A 17,954-nucleotide genomic window follows, 5' to 3' on the forward strand; every position below is an offset into this window, starting at 1 on the left:
CCGCAGCGGGTGCTCCCCGCGCACGCGGGGATGGTCCCTCGACCAGACCCCCGAGGTCCTTACCCACGAAGTGCTCCCCGCGCACGCGGGGATGGTCCCAACCCCCGGGAGATGCCGGGCCCTCGGCCCCGGTGCTCCCCGCGCACGCGGGGATGGACCCGCGGCGGCGCGCTCGGTGGCGAGCCGCGTGTAGTGCTCCCCGCCCACGCGGGGATGACCACCTGGTCACGGTCGGAAGCATCTCGCCCCTCGCCCGTGCCGTGTTCACTCCTCCGATTGGGGAGACGGGGATCTTCCGAGCGGGGGCGCGATCGTCAGGCCTCGGCGCACCGCCCGGATAAACCGCTCGGCGCCCCCTCCGTAGACCGCTGTGCGCGACAGCTCGGCGAAGACACGACGGTAGGGCTCGACCGCGTCACCGTCCGTCAGGCAGAGTTCGGCACTGATCGTCTCGACCAACACCAGGTCGTCGTCGTAGATCCAGAAGCCGTGCATGGGTGAAGCGGTCAGGGCGGCTGAGAGCGGGACGATACCGATGCCGCCCTTCCCCTCCTTGACGAGGTCGGCCAGGGCGTCCAGTTGCTCTGTGAGTACGTCCAGCGGGCACTGCCTCATCCGAAGGGCCGGTTCCCAGAGAAGCGTCTGGAAAGTCTTGTCCGGATCGTCCAGGAACCTTCGGCGGTCCATACGCTTGCGCACCCCGGCCTCCACGTCTGCCGGGGCGCCGTGGAGCCCTACGGCACGGGAGATCATGTGTCTGGCATAGTCCGGCGTCTGGAGGATTCCCGGAACGCATACGGTCTCGAAGATGCGGAAACGTCGACTCCGGCTCTCGAGGTCGATGGCGTTCTGCTGGCGGGCCTGGTTTCCCGCCGCGAGGCGGCGACGCCAGCTGGTGTAGTGCATCTCCAGCGACCGCCTCTGCGCCACGAGTGAGTCAGCGGTGTCCGGACGGCCGCACACCGAGGCCCAGAGACGCAGATCCTCGGTGGAGGCGGTCTGTCGCCCGTGCTCCAGACGGGAGACCTTGGAGGGGTGCCAGCCGGCGCGTGTCGCCAGTGTGCGTCCGGACAGCCCGGCCTCGCCTCGGAGCTCACGCAGGCGTGCACCAAGGGAGACGCGGGCTGTCCGGTAATCGGTCATGCAGATCTGGTCGCCATGTACTCCGTGAACGTCAGGGCATGGTGCCAGGCCGCATCGCGTGCCTGCAGGGCGCGGACGACTTCGGCGGGATCCTCGCTCAGAGCCGCGCCGAGCACGTTGCCGTCCTCGTCGAAGTGGAGCCGGGCGACCGTCCGGCTGTCGAACACCCAGAAGTCCTCGTCAGGGAGCGAGGCGACCACAGAGTGCTTCCTGGGGAGATAGCGGATGTCCTCTCCCACCCCCAGGTTGTAGGGAGTGCCCCACAGCTCCCAGCGCAGGTAGTCCGAGGGAGGGTCGTCGATGATGCGGACCCGCTCCATGCGTTTCCCGGTGGTCAGCTCCTCGCGCATCATGCTCAGCCACGGCTTGAACCACTCGATGTCGGAGTCGTCGCCGGTGAGCCACCTCTGGAAGGGCTCGTTCTCCTCCAGGACTCCGTAGAAGCTTCGCGTCTCCAACCGCCACGCGGTGTAGCGGTAGGCGCGGAAGAGGTCGTTGAAGGCCTCGCCTGACACGAGATCGGGCACGTCACTCCTTGGGGGCGAAGCGGGTCAGAAGTTCACGGGGCACCACGACGAACTGCTCGTCGGGGAGGACGTCCGACAACTGTGCCAGAGCCTCCCGGTCCGTCAACCGGTAGCCCTGGACGACGACGTCCCCGGTGTCGGTCTCGTACAGGGTCGGGCAGTTGCCGCCGTGGGACGTGGTGCCCAGCTTGGTGATCCTCATGTTTCTCCTCCACGTGGGGGTGCATCCAGTATCGGGAATCCCCCTGGTGAAGGGCAGCCCGTTCGGGGTGCTTCAGCCGCAATCTCGCGCAATCCGAAGTCCTGGCGGACGGCGCGAACCTACTCTCGCTGGACGAGGCGCAATCCGGTCGCCTCCCGGTGTGAGAGGCGGCTGATCAGTGCCGGACGACGACCTTCTCATGCTCGCCCCCTACATCCGCATAGGGGTCCAGGACGGAACGCTCTTCCTGGGCTTCGGTTCGATCCGTCAAGCCGTCCTCGACCGGAAGCTGTGGCATCCCCTGGTCCGTCTGGCCGACCATTTCCGCCAGGGTCGGACCAGGGCGGAAGCGCTGTCGTTCCTGCGCGTGACCTGCGACGTGGACGAGTCGACCGCTCAGGCGTCGCTGCTGATGCTGGAGCATGGTCACTGCCTGATCCCGGCACGGGCCTACGATCCCGGCGACCGGTACAGCAGGCACTCGTTGTTCTACGCTCTCTCGGGGGCCTCTCCCGAACATGTGCAAGCGCGACTGGAGGCTTCCCATGTGGTCCTCATCGGCTGCGGGGGCATTGGCAATCTGGTGGCCGTCACCCTCGCCACCGCTGGAGTCGGGGCGCTGACACTGGTCGACGCCGATCGCGTCGAGACCAGCAACCTGACCCGCCAGTTCCTGTTCACCGAAGCGGACGTCGGAGCCCTCAAGTGCGAGGTCCTCGCTCGAGAGATCGGCCGAAGGAACTCCGAGTGCCGTATTCGTTCGCTCCCGGTCCTGGTGGAAGACCGTGCCGGCCTCCGAGGTCTGCCGGAGAGCGATCTGATCCTGCTGTCCGCCGACTCCTCCGGCCTCACACGGCTGGTGAATTCCCACAGTGTCGCCGCCGGCCGGCCCTGGATGAACGCGTGCTACGTCAACGACGTAGCGGTGTGGGGACCGCTCGTGGTTCCAGGGCTCACGGGGTGCTGGGACTGTCGGACACTGGCTGCGTCCGCCCCGGAGGAAGATCCGGAGCTTGCCGCTCTGATCGCCGACGTCAACGCGCGATACCAGGCGCCGTCCAACGGCCCGGTGAACATGTTGGCTTCGTCGCTCGCGGCCCTGGACGCATTACGCCACCTGGGTGGTTTCGGAGTGCCGGCCTCGCTGAACCGCAGAATAGGGGTCTGGTCGCACGAACTCATGCTCGACGGGCAGTCCGCCCAGAGGGATCTGTCTTGCCCCACGTGTTCCCACGTCACACACGAGAGCTAGGAGCCCTGTGAGTACCTCGTCCGCTGAGAGCGGTTGTGTCTTCTGCCGGATCGTGGCGGGGGATTCGCCTGCCCACCGCATCTGGGAGAGCGGCACCCACCTCGCTTTTCTGTCGATCTTCCCGAACACCGAAGGCTTCTCCGTCGTCATTCCCAAGGCGCACAGTCCCAGCTACGTGGTCGAGATGGAACCGGAGGATTACACGGCGCTGCACCTCGCCGCTCGGGAGGTTGCCCAGCGGCTGGACAGAGCATTCCCGGACGTCGCGCGCACCGGGATCATGTACGAGGGGTACGGGGTGGACCACGCCCACGCCAAGCTGTTCCCGATGCACGGCACCGCGGGCAACGCCGGCGAGAACTGGCGGGAGGTGGTCTCGCCCATCGACGGCTACTTCGATCGCTATCAGGGGTATCTCTCCTCGCACGACCATGTCCGCGCCGATGACGGGTGGTTGGCCGGCATCGCCGAGCGCATCAGGAATGCCGAGGTTGATCCTGGCACGTAGGAGACCGGACCGTGAAAACGGAAAGTGGGACGAACGCGAAGTTCGTCCCACTGGTTTTGTTTCTAGTTGTTTCCGTCGTCGTTCACGGTGACCTCCTCAAATCAGGGTTTGTCCGATGGGGTGAGGTTGGCGAGCGGCTTATGTGCTCGGTGCCTCGACATCCATGGAAACTCAATACTGGGCTGTCCGGCAACAGTGTTGCGCGATGTTGCTTTCATGCCGGACCCTGTTGGTTGAAAGTTTCTGAAGTCTGCTCGGGCGGAGAGATGCCTCCTGTGCTGTTCGGTGCGCTGTCCGAAGGCTTGTGGTCTTCCCCGTTTGTGCCCCTCCCGGAGGCGGGGGTTATATTTCCGTGGAACGTGACGAAGGTTTTCCACCTGTCGAGGGCGGGCCTTCGTGTTCGACCCTCAAGATCCTGAGGAGGTCTTGCATGTTGTTGGACGGTGTGCAGTGGAGAAGTTTCTTCGACGGCTTCGCTGCGGAGGCCTGGAGGTTGGAAGTTCAGCCCACCTACACCATGCCGGGGGAGGTTGACAGCCTTTCCCGTTTTCTTCGAGGAAAACCGAAGCCGGAGGGTCACAACTCAAGGTGGCATGAACGAGTCAAGGGGTATCTGTCTGACGGGAAGTACGTCGGTCGCGTACGTGTTGTGCGTCGGCCGTTGACCGACTATCAGAGCTACCAGTTCGCCTGGGGGATCCCGGGCAACATCGCAGCGGGTGAGGACATCCGGATCCTTGACCTCACCGAGCAAGATCTGGGGCTGCCGGACTACGACTTCTGGATGTTCGACAGGGAGCGTATCGTTCGCCTGAACTACTGTCCTGACGGTACGCAGATCAGCCGTGAGGTCGTGGAGGAGGACCCGGCTTCCTATCTGGAGTGGCAGAGAGTCGCGTTGGAGGCGAGCGTGTCCTTCGCGACGTATGTAGAGTCCAGGGTGTGACGGACATCAGTGGCTCATAACGGGTCGATCTAGAAGACGTTCTGTGTCCTTGTGGGAGTTAAGTTGGCGGAAGTGCATTTCTATGCCTTCTTGAGTCGAGTGTCCAAAACTCAAGAAGTTGGAAAAATGACTGCTTGCCGCTGGTAAGTTCCCTGGTCATCCGCTCTGCTCCCCGCGCACGCGGGGATGGACCCGGCCACGGGCTCGACCTCCTCGACATCCATCGCTGCTCCCCGCGCACGCGGGGATGGACCCGACTCGCCCGAGGTGTGCGTGGTGTGCCGGTACTGCTCCCCGCGCACGCGGGGATGGACCCGCCTTCCCCCTCGGTGTCGGCCTCGACGTCGGCTGCTCCCCGCGCACGCGGGGATGGACCCGTCGCCGACGTGAAGCTCGTTGAGCACGACCACTGCTCCCCGCGCACGCGGGGATGGACCCACCACCCCCGACTCGGGCAGGTTGCCCACCGACTGCTCCCCGCGCACGCGGGGATGGACCCAACGGCATGATCTGGGCATTCGGTTCGCCCGTCTGCTCCCCGCGCACGCGGGGATGGACCCGGGCCCGCAAGATCGGGTGGCTGCCCGGCCTACTGCTCCCCGCGCACGCGGGGATGGACCCTCGGGTGCGAGCCTGCGAGACGCGGTGAACCGCTGCTCCCCGCGCACGCGGGGATGGACCCGACACCAGGCCGTCCAAGGTCTCGTCGGCCTCCTGCTCCCCGCGCACGCGGGGATGGACCCGAGCTGGCGGTGCGTCGGGACCGGGATGAGGACTGCTCCCCGCGCACGCGGGGATGGACCCGTTGCGGGGCGGCGGATGGTGATCGTCTCACCCTGCTCCCCGCGCACGCGGGGATGGACCCGACCCGGACCGGTGCCGGCACTGCGGGGACAACTGCTCCCCGCGCACGCGGGGATGGACCCGGCCTACCAGGACGAGCGAGACACCTGCGTGGCTGCTCCCCGCGCACGCGGGGATGGACCCAGGCGCGGGCCCAGCTGGAGCAGGGGCTGCTCTGCTCCCCGCGCACGCGGGGATGGTCCCATCACAGGGGTCACGAAGACCTTCGCGACTCCGTGCTCCCCACCTCTGCGGGGATCCACCCTCCATACCGACGTCGCGCCCCCGACGTCGCATGACATCTGTCATGCCCGACCCGTGCACCTTGCAGACGAATCCCGTGATCGGTGGCACTCGGTTACGGGATCGCGCGGAAATACGTTCGTGGCATGAGCCGGAACGACGACTTCTCCGCCCCGACGACGCCGCCACGACCAGCGGTTCCGCCGACCCCTCCTGCCCGGGACGGCAACTCTGTGGAAGCCCCGCCACCCCCGCGCCGTCGCGGCCCCCGCCAGGTCCCGCCGGGCGTGGAGTACCACCGTGTGCTCGCCGGCGACAAGCGCCGTATCGGGCGCGGCATCCTCGCGATCGTGCTCCTGGTCGGCGGGCTGTTCGCCTTCAACATCCTGATTGCCCTCGCAGCCGCCTTCGTCGACGCGCAGGCGGGCAGGACCAATCCGACGCTGGGCGGCACCGACTACACGCCGCTCTACCACGCCGCCAACATGGCCTCGGTCGCCCTGCTCATCCCGTGGAGCATGGTCCTCCAGCGGTGGCTCTACGGGGTGAGGGGCGCCTCGCTGCACTCCGTGGTCTCGTGTTTCCGGTTCGACGTGTTCGGCCGGGCGCTCCTGCTCATCGGTCCCGTCTGGCTGCTCCTCTCGCTCGTCGCCCTGAACTTCCTGCCTCTGGAACGTGTGCACTGGTCGAGCGCCGACCTGATCGCCGTATTCACCGCCACCCTCCTGTTGACGCCCCTGCAGTCGGCCGGGGAGGAGTACGGCTTCCGCGGACTCGTCTTCCGCGTCGCCGCGAGCTGGAACCGCGGGCCGCGCACGGCACTGGTCATCGGTGTCCTGGTCTCCAGCGTGGTGTTCACGGCCGTCCACCTCTCGACCGATCCGTGGTTCAACCTCTGGTGCTTCTCGCTCGCCGTCAGTCTGGCCGTCATCACCTGGCGCACCGGCGGCATCGAGATCGCGGTTGTCATCCACGCCCTGAACAACACGCTCACCTTCCTCCTGCTCACCGTTCTGCACGCAGACCAGAACGCTGCGCTGGAGCGGTCGGCGGGCTCCCAGTCGGCCGCCCTGCTCATCCCCTCCCTCACCGTTGTCGCGATCACGGCGGTGGTGTGGCTGCGCACACGCAGGAGGGGCCCTGCCCTGACCCCCGCGGACCCGCAGCCGGTGCGGGTGTCGCGGGACAATGGCGACCATGAGTGATCTGCCGTTGGTCGGCGCACGCAGGTTCGAGGCCTACATGCGCTGGTCCACGTACTTCGCCGTCTCGATCCCGATGGGCACCCTCCTCCGGAGCGCTATCGAGGCCGACGGGCTCACCGGAGCGCCCCTCGCCGCGCTGGTCACGGCCCTGGTGCTGTCATTCGTCCTCTTCGCCGGCAACATCCTGGTCGTGAACTGGAGCATCGACACCCTCGTCGGGCGCGAACGGCGGCTTCTTACCGGCGGTGTCATTGCATGGGCGCTGGTTCTCGTCGCCTTCGTCTCCGTGACCTTCCTGATTCCCCTTCCCGCGATGGGCATGACGGTCGCGGCGGCGATCGGTTCGGCCGCCGCGAGTTTCGTCCCCGTCCTCGATGCGCGCCGGGCCCTGCTGCTCAACGTCGCGGCCGTCGTCCTCTCCGTCCCGCTCGTGGGCGTCGAGGACATCGCGCTGGTGTTGGTCGGAGCAGTGGTGATCAGCTGCGCCATGTGGGCCTGCTGGTCGTGCTCGTGGATGCTGCGGGTACTGCTCGAACTCCAGAAGGCGCACGAGGTCCGTGCCGAGCTGGCGCTCGCGAACCAGCGCCTGCGTATCTCGCGCGACCTGCACGACGTGTTCGGCCGGACCCTGGCGACGATCGCGCTCAAGAGTTCACTGGCGTCGGAACTCGTTCTGCGCGGTCAAGACGAGAGGGCGGCCCGTGAGCTCGGCGAGGTCCGGCGGCTGGCCGAGGAGGCGGGAACCGAGGTCCGCCACGTCGTGCGCGGCGAGCTCCGCACCACCTGGGACAGCGAGCTGGCGGGGGCGCGGTCCCTGCTGGAGTCCGCCGGCATCCGCTGTACGGTGACCGGGGACCCGGTGCCCGAAGGGCGCGCCGAGGACCTCGCCTGGGTCGTTCGCGAGGGCGTCACGAACGTCCTGCGCCACTCGGCCGCGGCGCAGGTCACGCTCGCGACCGCCGTGGAGGGCGGGCAGGTGCACCTCACGATCGCGAACGACGGTGCCGGATCCGAGGAGCCGGGGGAAACCGGCGCCGGCGGGGGAACGGGACTGCGCGCGATGTCCGAGCGGATCGGCGCGCTCGGCGGGGAGGTCATCGCGCGCCGCGACGGAGACTGGTTCCTGCTCGACGCCATGATCCCGCTCCCGGAGGAAGGGACCGCATGACCCGCATCCTCGTCGCCGACGACGAACACCTCATCCGCGACGCCATCGCCGGGCTGCTCGACCTGGAGGACGACTTCGAGGTCGTCGGCCAGGCGGCGTCCGGTGACGAGGCGCTGGCGACGGCCCTGCGGGTCCGCCCGGACGTGGCCCTGCTCGACCTTCAGCTGCCCGGGCCCGACGGCATCGAGGTGGCCCGGCGCCTGGCGGCCGAGCTGCCGGACTGCCGCTGCGTCATCGTGACCTCGCACGGGCGGCCCGGCTACCTGAAGTCCGCGCTCGCCGCGGGCGTGCGCGGTTTCCTGCCCAAGACCGTCTCCTCGCGCACCTTCGCCGAGGTCGTGCGCAAGGTCGCGGGCGGAGGCCGGTACGTGGATCCCGAACTCGCGGCCGAGGCGATCGGCGCCGGCGACTCCCCGCTCAGCCCGCGCGAGGCCGACGTGCTCGCCCTCGCACGCGACGGCGCGCCCGTCGAGGAGATCGCCCGGCGCGTCTCCCTGTCCCGGGGGACCGTGCGGAACTACCTCGCGGCCGCCATCGCGAAGCTCGACGCGGCCAACCGCCACGAGGCCGCTCGCATCGCGGAGGAGCACGGCTGGATCTGAGAGGCGTCACCTTCGCAGCCCCGGCCCGTCTGGGAGCCGCGGCCCCTCCCCACGAGGGGGAGGGGCCCGCTGGTGCCGTGCGCTACTTGGACTCGACCCGTCCGAAGCCCTCGGGGCCGCCGGTCAGCGCGTCCTGCACCTCCTGCCACGCGTCGTCGCCGGGGCGGAACCGACTGCGAAGGTAGGCCGCGGAGAGCCGTCCGAGCGCGGCGACCCGCTCCGGGCTCTCGTCCGTGGTCTCATCGGCGTCGTATCCGGCGACCCCTCCGAGCCCGTGCTCGGCGCCGAACAGCGTGAGCAGGGTCTTGGGGCCGGGGGAGAGGCGGTAGGGGTCGGCGTACCAGTCCGGCCCCATGTCCGTGAAGTGCTGGGGGTCGTCCTTGTCGCCGGCCACGACCAGCGCGGGCGTGGCCATCGTGGAGAAGTCGATGCTCCGCAGGACCGGGATCCGCTCCACCATGGGCCCGGTCAGGATGTCGCCGCCTCTGCCCGGTGCGGCCAGCAGCACCCCCTGCCCGATCCGGGGCTCGACGAGGTTCACCTCTTCCCCGGTGTCGGGGTTCGTGACCCGGGCGCCCAGCAGGAGGGCGGCGGTGAATCCGCCGAGCGAGTGCCCGGCCACGGCGACGCTGCCGTGGTCCACGCGTCCGGCGAGCTGCGGCACGGTGTTCTCGATCGTGTCGAGCCGGTTGAGGATGTGGGTCATGTCCTCGGCGCGGGAGCGCCAGGACATGGGTTCCGTGGGGGTGTCCGCGAGTGCGTGCTGGAGTGTTGCGGAGCTGAGGTGGGTGGGCTGGACGACGACGAAGCCGAGCGCCGCCCAGAGATTGGCGAGGGGGCCGTAGCCGTTGAGCGAGGACAGGTTGTTGGAGAAGCCGTGTCCGTGGGAGAGGAGGACGACCGGCAGGTCGGTCCCGTTCAGGGGTGCCGTGACACGGACCTGCATGTCCACGGGGCGTCCGGGAACGGGCAGGACCACGGGGCTGAACGACAGCACGGGGGCGGTTGGGACGACGGTGACGCGGGTGGAGGCCGCTGAACTCATGGTGTGCCTTGTCCTTCGGTTCGTGCTGGAAGCCTTCGCTGCTGCTCTCGTGGCGCCGGTGGCGCGTGAGGGCGGTCGGGCGGCGTCCGGCGTAGGATGAAAGCAATCGGAGCACTGCTCCGCTTAAGATACGGAGCAATGTTCCGTTTTGCAAGTGGAACACTGCTCTGCTTCATTGGCGGCTGGAGGAAGGAGGGCGTGATGCCCGCATCGGACAAGGCAGGGAAGGCCTCGGGGCCGAGCAAGCGGGCCGATGCGGTGCGCAACCAGCAGAAGCTCCTCACCGCAGCGGCCGAGGTCTTCGTGGCCTCAGGCGTCGACGCGCCGATCCGCGAGATCGCCGCCAAGGCGGGGGTCGGGATGGGGACGATCTACCGTCACTTCCCGACGCGCGCGGACCTCGTGGTCGCTGTCTTCCGCCACCAGGTCGAAGCCTGCGCCGAAGCCGGCCCGCGACTGCTGGCCGAGACCGACTCGCCGTTCGAGGCCCTGCGGCAGTGGATCGACCTGTTCGTCGACTTCCTTGTCACCAAGCACGGACTCGCGAACGCGCCGCAACCGGACAGCAGCGGCTTCGCCGCGCTCCACACGTACTTCCTCGACCGTCTGCTGCCCGTTGCCGAGCAGTTGCTCGACGCTGCGGTTGAGGCGGGTGAGGTCGGGTCGGGGGTCGAGGCCTACGAACTGATGCGCGGCGTCGGCAACCTCTGTATCGGATCCGACGGGGACCCGCGCTACGATCCGCGCAGGCTGGTCGCGCTGCTTCTCCGGGGGCTCCAGGAGTCGGACGCTTCGTGAAGTCTGCGGCTGGTCCGGGGAAGGGTTGAGTCTCTGATGTGTCGGCTGGTGGCGCCGGTATCCCTTTTGGGGCTCTTGTTCCCTGTGTCTGTTTCTCGACAAGTTGCAAAATCGGCTGCTTGCCGCTGGTAAGTTGCCAGGTCATCGAGTCTGCTCCCCGCGCACGCGGGGATGGACCCGGCGTCAGCGGCGCGGCCGGACGGCTCTACTCGCTGCTCCCCGCGCACGCGGGGATGGCCCCAGCTGGCAGCAGCCGGGGCCGCTGAGGCCCGTCTGCTCCCCGCGCACGCGGGGATGGACCCTTCCCGTCGTCCAGGGGCACCGGCCGTTCGGCCTGCTCCCCGCGCACGCGGGGATGGACCCGACGGTTCCTCGGCCGGCATGTTCGTGAGCACCTGCTCCCCGCGCACGCGGGGATGGACCCAGGCCCGCCAGGCGGCCCGGTCCACCACCTTGCTGCTCCCCGCGCACGCGGGGATGGACCCAGGCCCGCCAGGCGGCCCGGTCCACCACCTTGCTGCTCCCCGCGCACGCGGGGATGGACCCTGGGCAGGCTCTTCCTGCCACTGGCCATTCTGCTGCTCCCCGCGCACGCGGGGATGGACCCTGGTGGATCAGCTCAGTGACCGCAGCGGCCTTCTGCTCCCCGCGCACGCGGGGATGGACCCCCGCGGCTGTCCCGCGACACCGGCTACAGCGACTGCTCCCCGCGCACGCGGGGATGGACCCACACGGTGGTGGCTCTGGCGCGCGCGAATATGCTGCTCCCCGCGCACGCGGGGATGGACCCTCACGTCATGCCCTGACCTGCGACGGTTCCAACTGCTCCCCGCGCACGCGGGGATGGACCCTCGCGGGCGGTGATCTCGCCGCGGGCGTGCGCCTGCTCCCCGCGCACGCGGGGATGGACCCGGGAGGGGCTCCCCCGGCTCCTCCCCGGGCTCCTGCTCCCCGCGCACGCGGGGATGGACCCCCGTCGGCGCCGCCCCACTTCCCCGGGAGCGGCTGCTCCCCGCGCACGCGGGGATGGACCCCCCCTCATGGTCGAGCTGACCGCCGCCCGGCACTGCTCCCCGCGCACGCGGGGATGGACCCAGGAGCAGGCAAGGGAGGGCGATTATTACGCCGTAATATCCACTGCTCCCCGCGCACGCGGGGATGGACCCCTGATCACCATCAGCCGGGAGGCCAAGCGCCTCTGCTCCCCGCGCACGTGGGGATGGACCCCTGGTCCCAGACCATGGACTCGGTGATGGCCCCTGCTCCCCGCGCACGCGGGGCTGGTCCGCCGCCTCATGGCCGACCCGTACCCGTCAGCCCCCGACAGGCGCCCGGACCGGCGCGCCTGTCGGGGGCGACCACCACCTACCCGCGACTGCTTCCGCCGCCTCCACCGGTGCCCGATCCGCCCCCGTAGGTGAGGCGGCGCAGCGCCACCTCGGCCGGACCGCGCACGCTCCGGCGGTGCATGAGGTCGGCGAGCAGCACCGTTGTCAGCCACACGGCCACCGCGATGCCCACGCCCAGGGCAGGTGACGTCAGCTGAAGGTGCAGCGTGTAGGAGGAGAACAGCACCGTCCACGCCACCGACTGGGCCAGGTAGAAGGTCATGGAGCGCTGTCCGAGCGCGGCCAGGGCGTTGGTCACCGGCCCCTGCCGACCGGTGAAGCGGACCGCGATCAGGCCGATGAGAGCCGCGTAGCCCAGAGCGCCCGCGTAACCGCTCACCTGGTGCAGGGCACTGGTGACCAGGACGTCCCCGGCGGTGGCGCCGGTCCACACCCCCGCCTTGTCCAGCGCCAGCGGGAGGCCGCCCAGCGCGGCCAGGGGGATGCCCACGAACGCGGTCGTGCGCAGGAGGCGCAGGTGTTCGTGGGGCCGCTCCAGGAGGCGGTGCCGGGCCGCCAGGACGCCGATCATGAACGGCACGAGGGTGCTGATGAACATGACCACGGCCAGCACCGAGAACAGGGTCAGACGGAAGAGGAGTTCGTTCGCGAACCCGTCGGGCATCAGCGGCATGCCCCCGCCCGTGAGGGCGTTGTCGCTGGCGACCAGCGCGTGGACGGCGGCGGCCACGGGGAGCCAGAGCGCCGCCAGGACCACCAGGGTCCGGTCGCGCAGCCGTAGAACACCCATCAGGAGCAGCGTCACCAGACCGTACACGGCCAGGATGTCCGCGGGGAAGAGCAGCACCGTGTGCGCCAGCCCGAAGACGATCAGCCACAGGCCGCGCCGGCGCAGGAGGCCGCGGGTTCGGGGCCAGGCGTATCCCTGTTCGCTGCGGCGGCGGTGGATCTGGGCCAGGCCGTAGCCGAACAGGGCCGCGAACATGGGGTAGCTGCGCAGGTCGACGAACATGGTCGTGCCCGCGACGGTGAGCTGGTCCGCGACGGTGGCGGTGTTCTCGGGGCCGCCGATGAACACCGTGAACAGGTGCGTGTGGGCGAGCGCGATGAACAGCAGCATGACGCCGCGTGCCAGGTCCGGGGCCAGGGAACGGCGGTCGAGCGGGAGCGGTCGGTCCGGGGCGGACGCGGTGCCGGGCCCGGCAGTGGATGTGTGGGTCATGGTGGCCTCCGAAAGGGCCGTCGATTTCCGGGGGACGGTGTACGCGCTGAGGTGTACGCCTCTGAGTGGCGCACCTTGCGTACAGAGTACACACCCTCTGGCTTCAAGAAAGCCTTTAATAGAAGGCTCTTTCCGTCGTTCAGTACTAGTGCACTGGGGGAATTGAAGGGCTTCTCGGATCGCCCTGGCGTCTTTGTCGAGGTACTCGATGCTCCGTTGTGCACTAGTACACTCTGGGGAAGCGGAGAAGGATCGAGGGGTCTGTGATGTCCACTACTGCGGAACAAGAGCTGCCGCCCTACGCGCGCGTCGTCGCCGACATCCGCGCGCGTATCGACGCCGGGGAGCTGCGGCCGGGGGATCGGGTCCCCTCGACCAGGGAGATCATGCGCGAGTGGGGGGTGGCCATGGCCACCGCCACCAAGGCGCTCGCGGCCCTGCGCCAGGAGGGCCTGGTCGAAGCGGTGCGCGGGGTGGGGACCCTCGTACAGCAGGCCCCGGCCTCCGCACCGGACCCACGTGCCCCCCAGGGCCAGCGGGAATACCGGCTTCCGAGGGAACGCCCGCGTCCGGCGGAGCCGACGGAACGCCGCCCGGCCGCCGACACCGCCCTCACCAGGGAGGCCATCGTCCGGGCCGCCATCACCATCGCCGACGCCGAGGGCCTCGACGGGCTGTCCATGCGCAGGGTCGCCACCCAGCTGGGGGTGAGCACCATGGCCCTGTACCGCCACGTCGCCAACAAGGACGCGCTGGTGACGGCGATGATTGACCAGGTCTACACGGAGTACGCGCTGCCCGAACCACCGCCGGCCGGTTGGCGGGAAGCCCTCGAACTGGCGCTCCGCACGGAGTGGGGCATCTACCGGAGGCACCCCTGGGCCGTTCGGCTGACCATGCTCGCCGGGGCGGTCCAGTCCCCTCAGCTCCTGGAGAACGCCGAGTGGATGATGAGGGTGGTCAGCGCCCAGGGGCGCTCGCCGGACGAGGCCATGGCGGTGCTCACCTTCGTGTCCGCCTACACATCGGGCATGGCGCTCCAGGCCACGCGGGCGGTGGTGGAGGACTACGAGTTCGGAATGGACGCCGAACACTGGTGGCGGTCCAGGGGCCCGGAGTTCCTCCGGCTCGCCGAACAGGGCCGGTACCCCCTCACATTCAGCATCTCGGGGCCGCCCGACGTGCACGGGGTTTTCGAGCTCGGCATGAAGCACCTGCTCGACGGCCTCACGCCCCTGATCGAGGGGGAGGGATCACCACAGGAGGCAGCGGTGGCGCCGTGACCCGCCCAGAGATTCAGGACTCCTCTCCCGGTTCCGGTTCGTGTCCGCTTCGGCACGGGTAGGCGGCCCCGCGGGTCGGGCCATGCCTCTCGCGGACGGCTCCCACCACCCGCCCCGCCCCCGGCCGCGTGCGCTCCGACACGGCACCCCGGTCCTGCCGCACCCAGGCACGCCCTTCCGACTTCCGCCCGTGATAGGGAGTTGCGCATGAAGACCTTCACTCTGCCCGGTACCAAGATCACCGCACCCAACGTGGTGCTCGGTCTGATGCGCATTCAGGAGAAGACCGACGAGGAGGTACGCACTCTCGTCCGCACGGCGATCGACGCGGGCATCACCTTCCTCGATCACGCCGACATCTACGGCAGTGAGCCGCACGGCTGCGAGCGCCGCTTCGCCGAGGCGATGCGGCTGAGCCCCGCCGAGCGCGAACAGCTGGTGATCCAGACCAAGGCCGGGATCGTCACCGATGGCCCGTACTTCGACTTCTCCTACGAGCACATCATGGAGACGGTGCACGGATCGCTGAAGGCGCTCGACACGGACTACATCGACATCCTGCTGCTGCACCGGCCGGACGCCCTCGTGGAACCGGAGGAGGTGGCGCGCGCGTTCGACGACCTCGCCGAGGCCGGCAAGGTGCGCGCCTTCGGTGTCTCGAACCACACGCCCAGACAGATCGACCTGCTGCGCCGCTACGTGAGGCAGCCGATTGTGGCGAACCAGGCGCAGCTCTCGATCACGCACGCGCCGCTCATCGCCCAGGGTGTGGCCGCGAACATGCAGGGGCTGGAGCAGTCGGTCAGCCGCGACGACGGCCTCGTCGACTACTGCCGGCTGCACGACATCACTCTGCAGGCGTGGTCCCCGTTCCAGGCCGGTTTCTTCGACGGGCCGTTCCTCGGCTCGCCGCGCTTCCCGGAACTGAACGCGGTCATCGACCGAATCGCGGCGAAGTACGACGTGCCGCCGCTCGCGATCGCCACCGCGTGGATCACCAGGCACCCCGCGCGGATGCAGGTGGTCATCGGCACCACCACGCCGGAACGCGTCACCGCGGCGGCCCAGGGCTCGGACGTGCCGCTGACCCGGCCCGAGTGGTACGAGGTGTTCCGCGCCGCCGGGTACACCGTGCCGTAGACCTGTCTCGGGCGGCCCTGCCGGACGGATACCGTGCTCCACGGCTCTCCGTTCGGCAGGCCCCCGGGGGCGCGGACGCCCCCGATCCTCGCGCGCCTCGACGCGGTGAACGCCGACGAACGCCTGCTCACCCCCGGGATGGACGCGGACCCGGCCCTGCACCGGCGCGTCTTCATGAAGGTCCTGGCCGACGCGGGGCTCGACCACGAGCTCGCCGGGGCGCTCTACCGTGTGGAATCCGACCCCGGACACGACCGCTTCGCCCAGGACGCCCTTCCGTTCCGCGCCCGAGCCTTCGGTGTCCGAACCGTCATCGTCAGCGACATCCACGTCGACATACGTCCCAGGTTCGATTCCGCGGGCCTCGGCGCCTACGTGGACGCCTACGCACTCTCCTGTGAACAGGGGACCGAGAAGCCAGACCCGCGTCTGTTCGGGGTCGCGCTCCGCATGGCGGGCGCCCGCTCCGACGGGGCGCTGATGGTCGGAGACCGGCACACCCGCCAGGTCTAGGCGAGAGGGCGGCCATGCCCTGAAGGAAGTGCGCTTCCGGTTGTCGAGGAGGCGGGAGGGGGAGCAGCCTGAGTCCATCATCACTTTGCTTAACTTGGAGGCAAGTGAAACACTTAACCCCATGGAAAGTCATGAGTCGCCCCACGACAGGACCCCCGACGCCGCCCAGGCGGCCCTCGACACACTGAACGCCGACCGCTCGACGCTGGCGGACCACATCGTCACGCCGCCCTGGTTCTATCCGGCGCTCGCGGCCATCACTACTGCCTTCGTGGCCTCGCCCGCTGCCCCCACGCCCTCTGTGCAGAGCGCAGCCGTCGTCGCGGGAAGCGTCTCGCTGATCTTTCTGGTGCTCGCCTACCAGAAGCGGACCGGCCTGGCGATCAGCCGCACGGCAGGTCCGCGGAGCCTCGGAGTGCTGATTGTGGTGGGGGTGGCCATCGTGGTGCTCCTCGGTCTCTCCCAGGCGCTTGCGCTCATGGACATGCGGCCATGGGTGGCCGCCGTCGCCGTTCTCACCTTCGTCCTGGTGCTGGCCGGATGCCGTGTCTATGACCGCTTCTACGACACAGAGCTGCGCAGTGGCCGCTGATCCCCGTTTCGACGAGGCCATCCATGCGCCCAATCGCCTACGCATCTGCGGACTGCTGCGCCCTGTCGACAGTGCCGACTTCGCGGTTCTCCGTTCGGCCCTGGGGCTGAGCGAAGCCAACCTGTCCAAGACGATCCGCAGTCTGGTCGACCTGGGCTACGTGCGCACAGCAAAGTCCGCTTCGGCTTCCCGCGGGGACGCGCGCCGGACCACGACGGTGTCCCTGACCTCCCTGGGGAAGCGGGCCTTCGACAGCCATCTGGCGGCGCTGCGCGATCTGGCGGAGGGGCGGCTCTCCCCTTCTGCTGAACCTGGTGACGGCTGAGCTCTGGCGTGTGGTCTGTGCTTCTGGTGTTCGCCGGTGGGCGGAGTCGTTTTCTGGCGCTCACCGGGGAATGGGTTGGCAGGAAGCTGCCTGGAACTGTTCGCGACGTATGGGAGAGTTCCCTGTGGCGCCGCTTCAGGTGTGGGCATGGGAATGCTGGGGTGTTATGTGGGCGTTTGGGTGACAATAGGCATTTCTTGCTTTTCGTTCCGAGTTTCTAATTCTCGAGAAGTTGGAAAAACGGCGGCTTGGCGCTGGTAAGTTCGCAGGTCATCGACTCTGCTCCCCGCGCACGCGGGGATGGACCCTCGGCGTCTTCTGAGCGGGCTCCGGGACCGTTCTGCTCCCCGCGCACGCGGGGATGGACCCCATAGGCGGCACATGGGCCCCTCGCAAGCCTGCTGCTCCCCGCGCACGCGGGGATGGACCCAGCTCGGGGCGCTCGGCGCGCCCGCGGTCGACCTGCTCCCCGCGCACGCGGGGATGGACCCAAGATGCGCACGGCCGCGTAGCCTGGCGTCGTCTGCTCCCCGCGCACGCGGGGATGGACCCCAACCTCACCAGCGGGAAAGCCGGATAGCCCACTGCTCCCCGCGCACGCGGGGATGGACCCGAGGAGTACTTCTGCAACCGGCTCGGTGACGACTGCTCCCCGCGCACGCGGGGATGGGATGGACCCCCGGCCACGACGGCGCGCTCGTGCCAGGACGTCTGCTCCCCGCGCACGCGGGGATGGACCCCACGAACGGACCGTGGCCGCCATCGCGGAGGTCTGCTCCCCGCGCACGCGGGGATGGACCCTTCGCCCAGGAGCCGACCCTCATCGAGGGCATCTGCTCCCCGCGCACGCGGGGATGGACCCACGGCAACGATGGCCGGATCTCCGCGGAACTGCTGCTCCCCGCGCACGCGGGGATGGACCCCGGTGGAACGTGCACCCGTCCCGCCGTCGGGGCTGCTCCCCGCGCACGCGGGGATGGACCCAGCTGCCTCTCTCCGAGGGGCCGCCCCTGTGTCTGCTCCCCGCGCACGCGGGGATGGACCCTCG

At 69.1% G+C, this 17,954-nt stretch carries 17 protein-coding genes and 4 CRISPR repeat arrays (2 of these 21 running past the window's edge); of the genes, 12 read left to right on the forward strand and 5 right to left on the reverse strand.

Annotation, left to right across the window (positions count from 1 at the left end; genetic code table 11):
- Positions 1 to 217: direct repeats of the CRISPR family, unit length 25 nt; unit sequence GTGCTCCCCGCGCACGCGGGGATGG (it extends 182 nt beyond the left edge of the window).
- Positions 218 to 264: 47 nt separating this feature from the next.
- From ABZ234_RS00070 to ABZ234_RS00080, 3 genes are read right to left on the reverse strand one after another with little or no spacing between them, the layout of a single operon-like run.
- On the reverse strand, positions 265 to 1,143 hold the full coding sequence (locus ABZ234_RS00070) for a helix-turn-helix transcriptional regulator (protein WP_355010292.1): 879 nt from the start codon (positions 1,141 to 1,143) through the stop codon (positions 265 to 267).
- Positions 1,140 to 1,670: a DUF6879 family protein gene (locus ABZ234_RS00075; RefSeq protein ID WP_355010293.1), complete on the reverse strand. Its 531-nt coding sequence runs from the start codon at positions 1,668 to 1,670 to the stop codon at positions 1,140 to 1,142. Before ABZ234_RS00075 ends, ABZ234_RS00070 begins: the two co-directional genes overlap by 4 nt.
- A 1-nt stretch (position 1,671) precedes the next feature.
- Entirely contained in the window at positions 1,672 to 1,872 is a 201-nt protein-coding gene (locus ABZ234_RS00080) for a hypothetical protein (RefSeq protein WP_355010294.1), read from the reverse strand.
- A 178-nt stretch (positions 1,873 to 2,050) separates the two neighbouring features.
- Between ABZ234_RS00080 and ABZ234_RS00085 the strand changes: the two genes are divergently transcribed.
- The 6 genes from ABZ234_RS00085 to ABZ234_RS00110 all read left to right on the forward strand — a co-directional run bounded on the left by ABZ234_RS00085 (position 2,051) and on the right by ABZ234_RS00110 (position 8,639).
- Complete coding sequence (locus tag ABZ234_RS00085; RefSeq protein ID WP_355010295.1) at positions 2,051 to 3,124, forward strand: ThiF family adenylyltransferase; 1,074 nt, start codon at positions 2,051 to 2,053, stop codon at positions 3,122 to 3,124.
- 7 nt (positions 3,125 to 3,131) lie between these two features.
- The gene (locus ABZ234_RS00090) at positions 3,132 to 3,632 is read left to right on the forward strand and encodes an HIT family protein (RefSeq protein WP_355010296.1); all 501 of its coding nucleotides are present in this window, start codon (positions 3,132 to 3,134) and stop codon (positions 3,630 to 3,632) included.
- Between the two features lie 430 nt (positions 3,633 to 4,062).
- Positions 4,063 to 4,578, forward strand: coding sequence for a DUF6879 family protein (locus ABZ234_RS00095; RefSeq protein WP_355010297.1), 516 nt, complete (start codon positions 4,063 to 4,065; stop codon positions 4,576 to 4,578).
- Positions 4,579 to 4,743: 165 nt separating this feature from the next.
- Positions 4,744 to 5,686: a CRISPR direct-repeat array (repeat unit 29 nt; unit sequence CTGCTCCCCGCGCACGCGGGGATGGACCC).
- Positions 5,687 to 5,951: 265 nt separating this feature from the next.
- A complete protein-coding gene (locus ABZ234_RS00100) occupies positions 5,952 to 6,869 on the forward strand; it encodes a CPBP family intramembrane glutamic endopeptidase (RefSeq protein ID WP_355010298.1) in 918 nt (305 codons plus the stop codon).
- Positions 6,862 to 8,037, forward strand: a complete 1,176-nt coding sequence (locus ABZ234_RS00105) for a histidine kinase (protein WP_355010299.1) — start codon at positions 6,862 to 6,864, stop codon at positions 8,035 to 8,037. The genes ABZ234_RS00100 and ABZ234_RS00105 overlap by 8 nt, the downstream gene beginning before the upstream one ends.
- Positions 8,034 to 8,639, forward strand: coding sequence for a response regulator transcription factor (locus ABZ234_RS00110; RefSeq protein ID WP_267945529.1), 606 nt, complete (start codon positions 8,034 to 8,036; stop codon positions 8,637 to 8,639). Before ABZ234_RS00105 ends, ABZ234_RS00110 begins: the two co-directional genes overlap by 4 nt.
- Positions 8,640 to 8,721: 82 nt before the next feature.
- Here the strand turns inward: ABZ234_RS00110 and ABZ234_RS00115 are convergent, their stop codons facing one another.
- On the reverse strand, positions 8,722 to 9,684 hold the full coding sequence (locus ABZ234_RS00115; RefSeq protein ID WP_355010300.1) for a chlorophyllase: 963 nt from the start codon (positions 9,682 to 9,684) through the stop codon (positions 8,722 to 8,724).
- A 201-nt stretch (positions 9,685 to 9,885) separates the two neighbouring features.
- On the opposite strand from ABZ234_RS00115, the gene ABZ234_RS00120 reads away from it, so the two are divergent.
- Positions 9,886 to 10,482: a TetR/AcrR family transcriptional regulator gene (locus tag ABZ234_RS00120; protein ID WP_355010301.1), complete on the forward strand. Its 597-nt coding sequence runs from the start codon at positions 9,886 to 9,888 to the stop codon at positions 10,480 to 10,482.
- 150 nt (positions 10,483 to 10,632) lie between these two features.
- Positions 10,633 to 11,770: a CRISPR direct-repeat array (repeat unit 29 nt; unit sequence CTGCTCCCCGCGCACGCGGGGATGGACCC).
- A gap of 77 nt (positions 11,771 to 11,847) precedes the next feature.
- Here ABZ234_RS00120 and ABZ234_RS00125 read toward each other — a convergent pair.
- Positions 11,848 to 13,053 (reverse strand): DUF418 domain-containing protein, encoded by a 1,206-nt coding sequence (locus ABZ234_RS00125; RefSeq protein WP_355010302.1) that lies wholly within the window; start codon positions 13,051 to 13,053, stop codon positions 11,848 to 11,850.
- Positions 13,054 to 13,316: 263 nt separating this feature from the next.
- Here ABZ234_RS00125 and ABZ234_RS00130 point away from each other — a divergent pair, with 263 nt between their 5' ends.
- The 5 genes from ABZ234_RS00130 (at position 13,317) to ABZ234_RS00150 (ending at position 16,906) form a co-directional block, all read left to right on the forward strand.
- On the forward strand, positions 13,317 to 14,336 hold the full coding sequence (locus tag ABZ234_RS00130; protein ID WP_355010303.1) for a GntR family transcriptional regulator: 1,020 nt from the start codon (positions 13,317 to 13,319) through the stop codon (positions 14,334 to 14,336).
- Between the two features lie 207 nt (positions 14,337 to 14,543).
- Positions 14,544 to 15,476: an aldo/keto reductase gene (locus ABZ234_RS00135; protein WP_355010304.1), complete on the forward strand. Its 933-nt coding sequence runs from the start codon at positions 14,544 to 14,546 to the stop codon at positions 15,474 to 15,476.
- Positions 15,477 to 15,509: 33 nt separating this feature from the next.
- Positions 15,510 to 15,989, forward strand: coding sequence for an HAD family hydrolase (locus ABZ234_RS00140; protein WP_355010305.1), 480 nt, complete (start codon positions 15,510 to 15,512; stop codon positions 15,987 to 15,989).
- 121 nt (positions 15,990 to 16,110) lie between these two features.
- Positions 16,111 to 16,581: a hypothetical protein gene (locus ABZ234_RS00145; RefSeq protein WP_355010306.1), complete on the forward strand. Its 471-nt coding sequence runs from the start codon at positions 16,111 to 16,113 to the stop codon at positions 16,579 to 16,581.
- A complete protein-coding gene (locus ABZ234_RS00150; protein WP_355010307.1) occupies positions 16,571 to 16,906 on the forward strand; it encodes a transcriptional regulator in 336 nt (111 codons plus the stop codon). The genes ABZ234_RS00145 and ABZ234_RS00150 overlap by 11 nt, the downstream gene beginning before the upstream one ends.
- 279 nt (positions 16,907 to 17,185) lie before the next feature.
- Positions 17,186 to 17,954: direct repeats of the CRISPR family, unit length 29 nt; unit sequence CTGCTCCCCGCGCACGCGGGGATGGACCC (it continues 119 nt past the right edge of the window).

The sequence above is a fragment of the Nocardiopsis sp. NPDC006198 genome, assembly GCF_040613895.1.
Taxonomy (GTDB): domain Bacteria; phylum Actinomycetota; class Actinomycetes; order Streptosporangiales; family Streptosporangiaceae; genus Nocardiopsis; species Nocardiopsis tropica.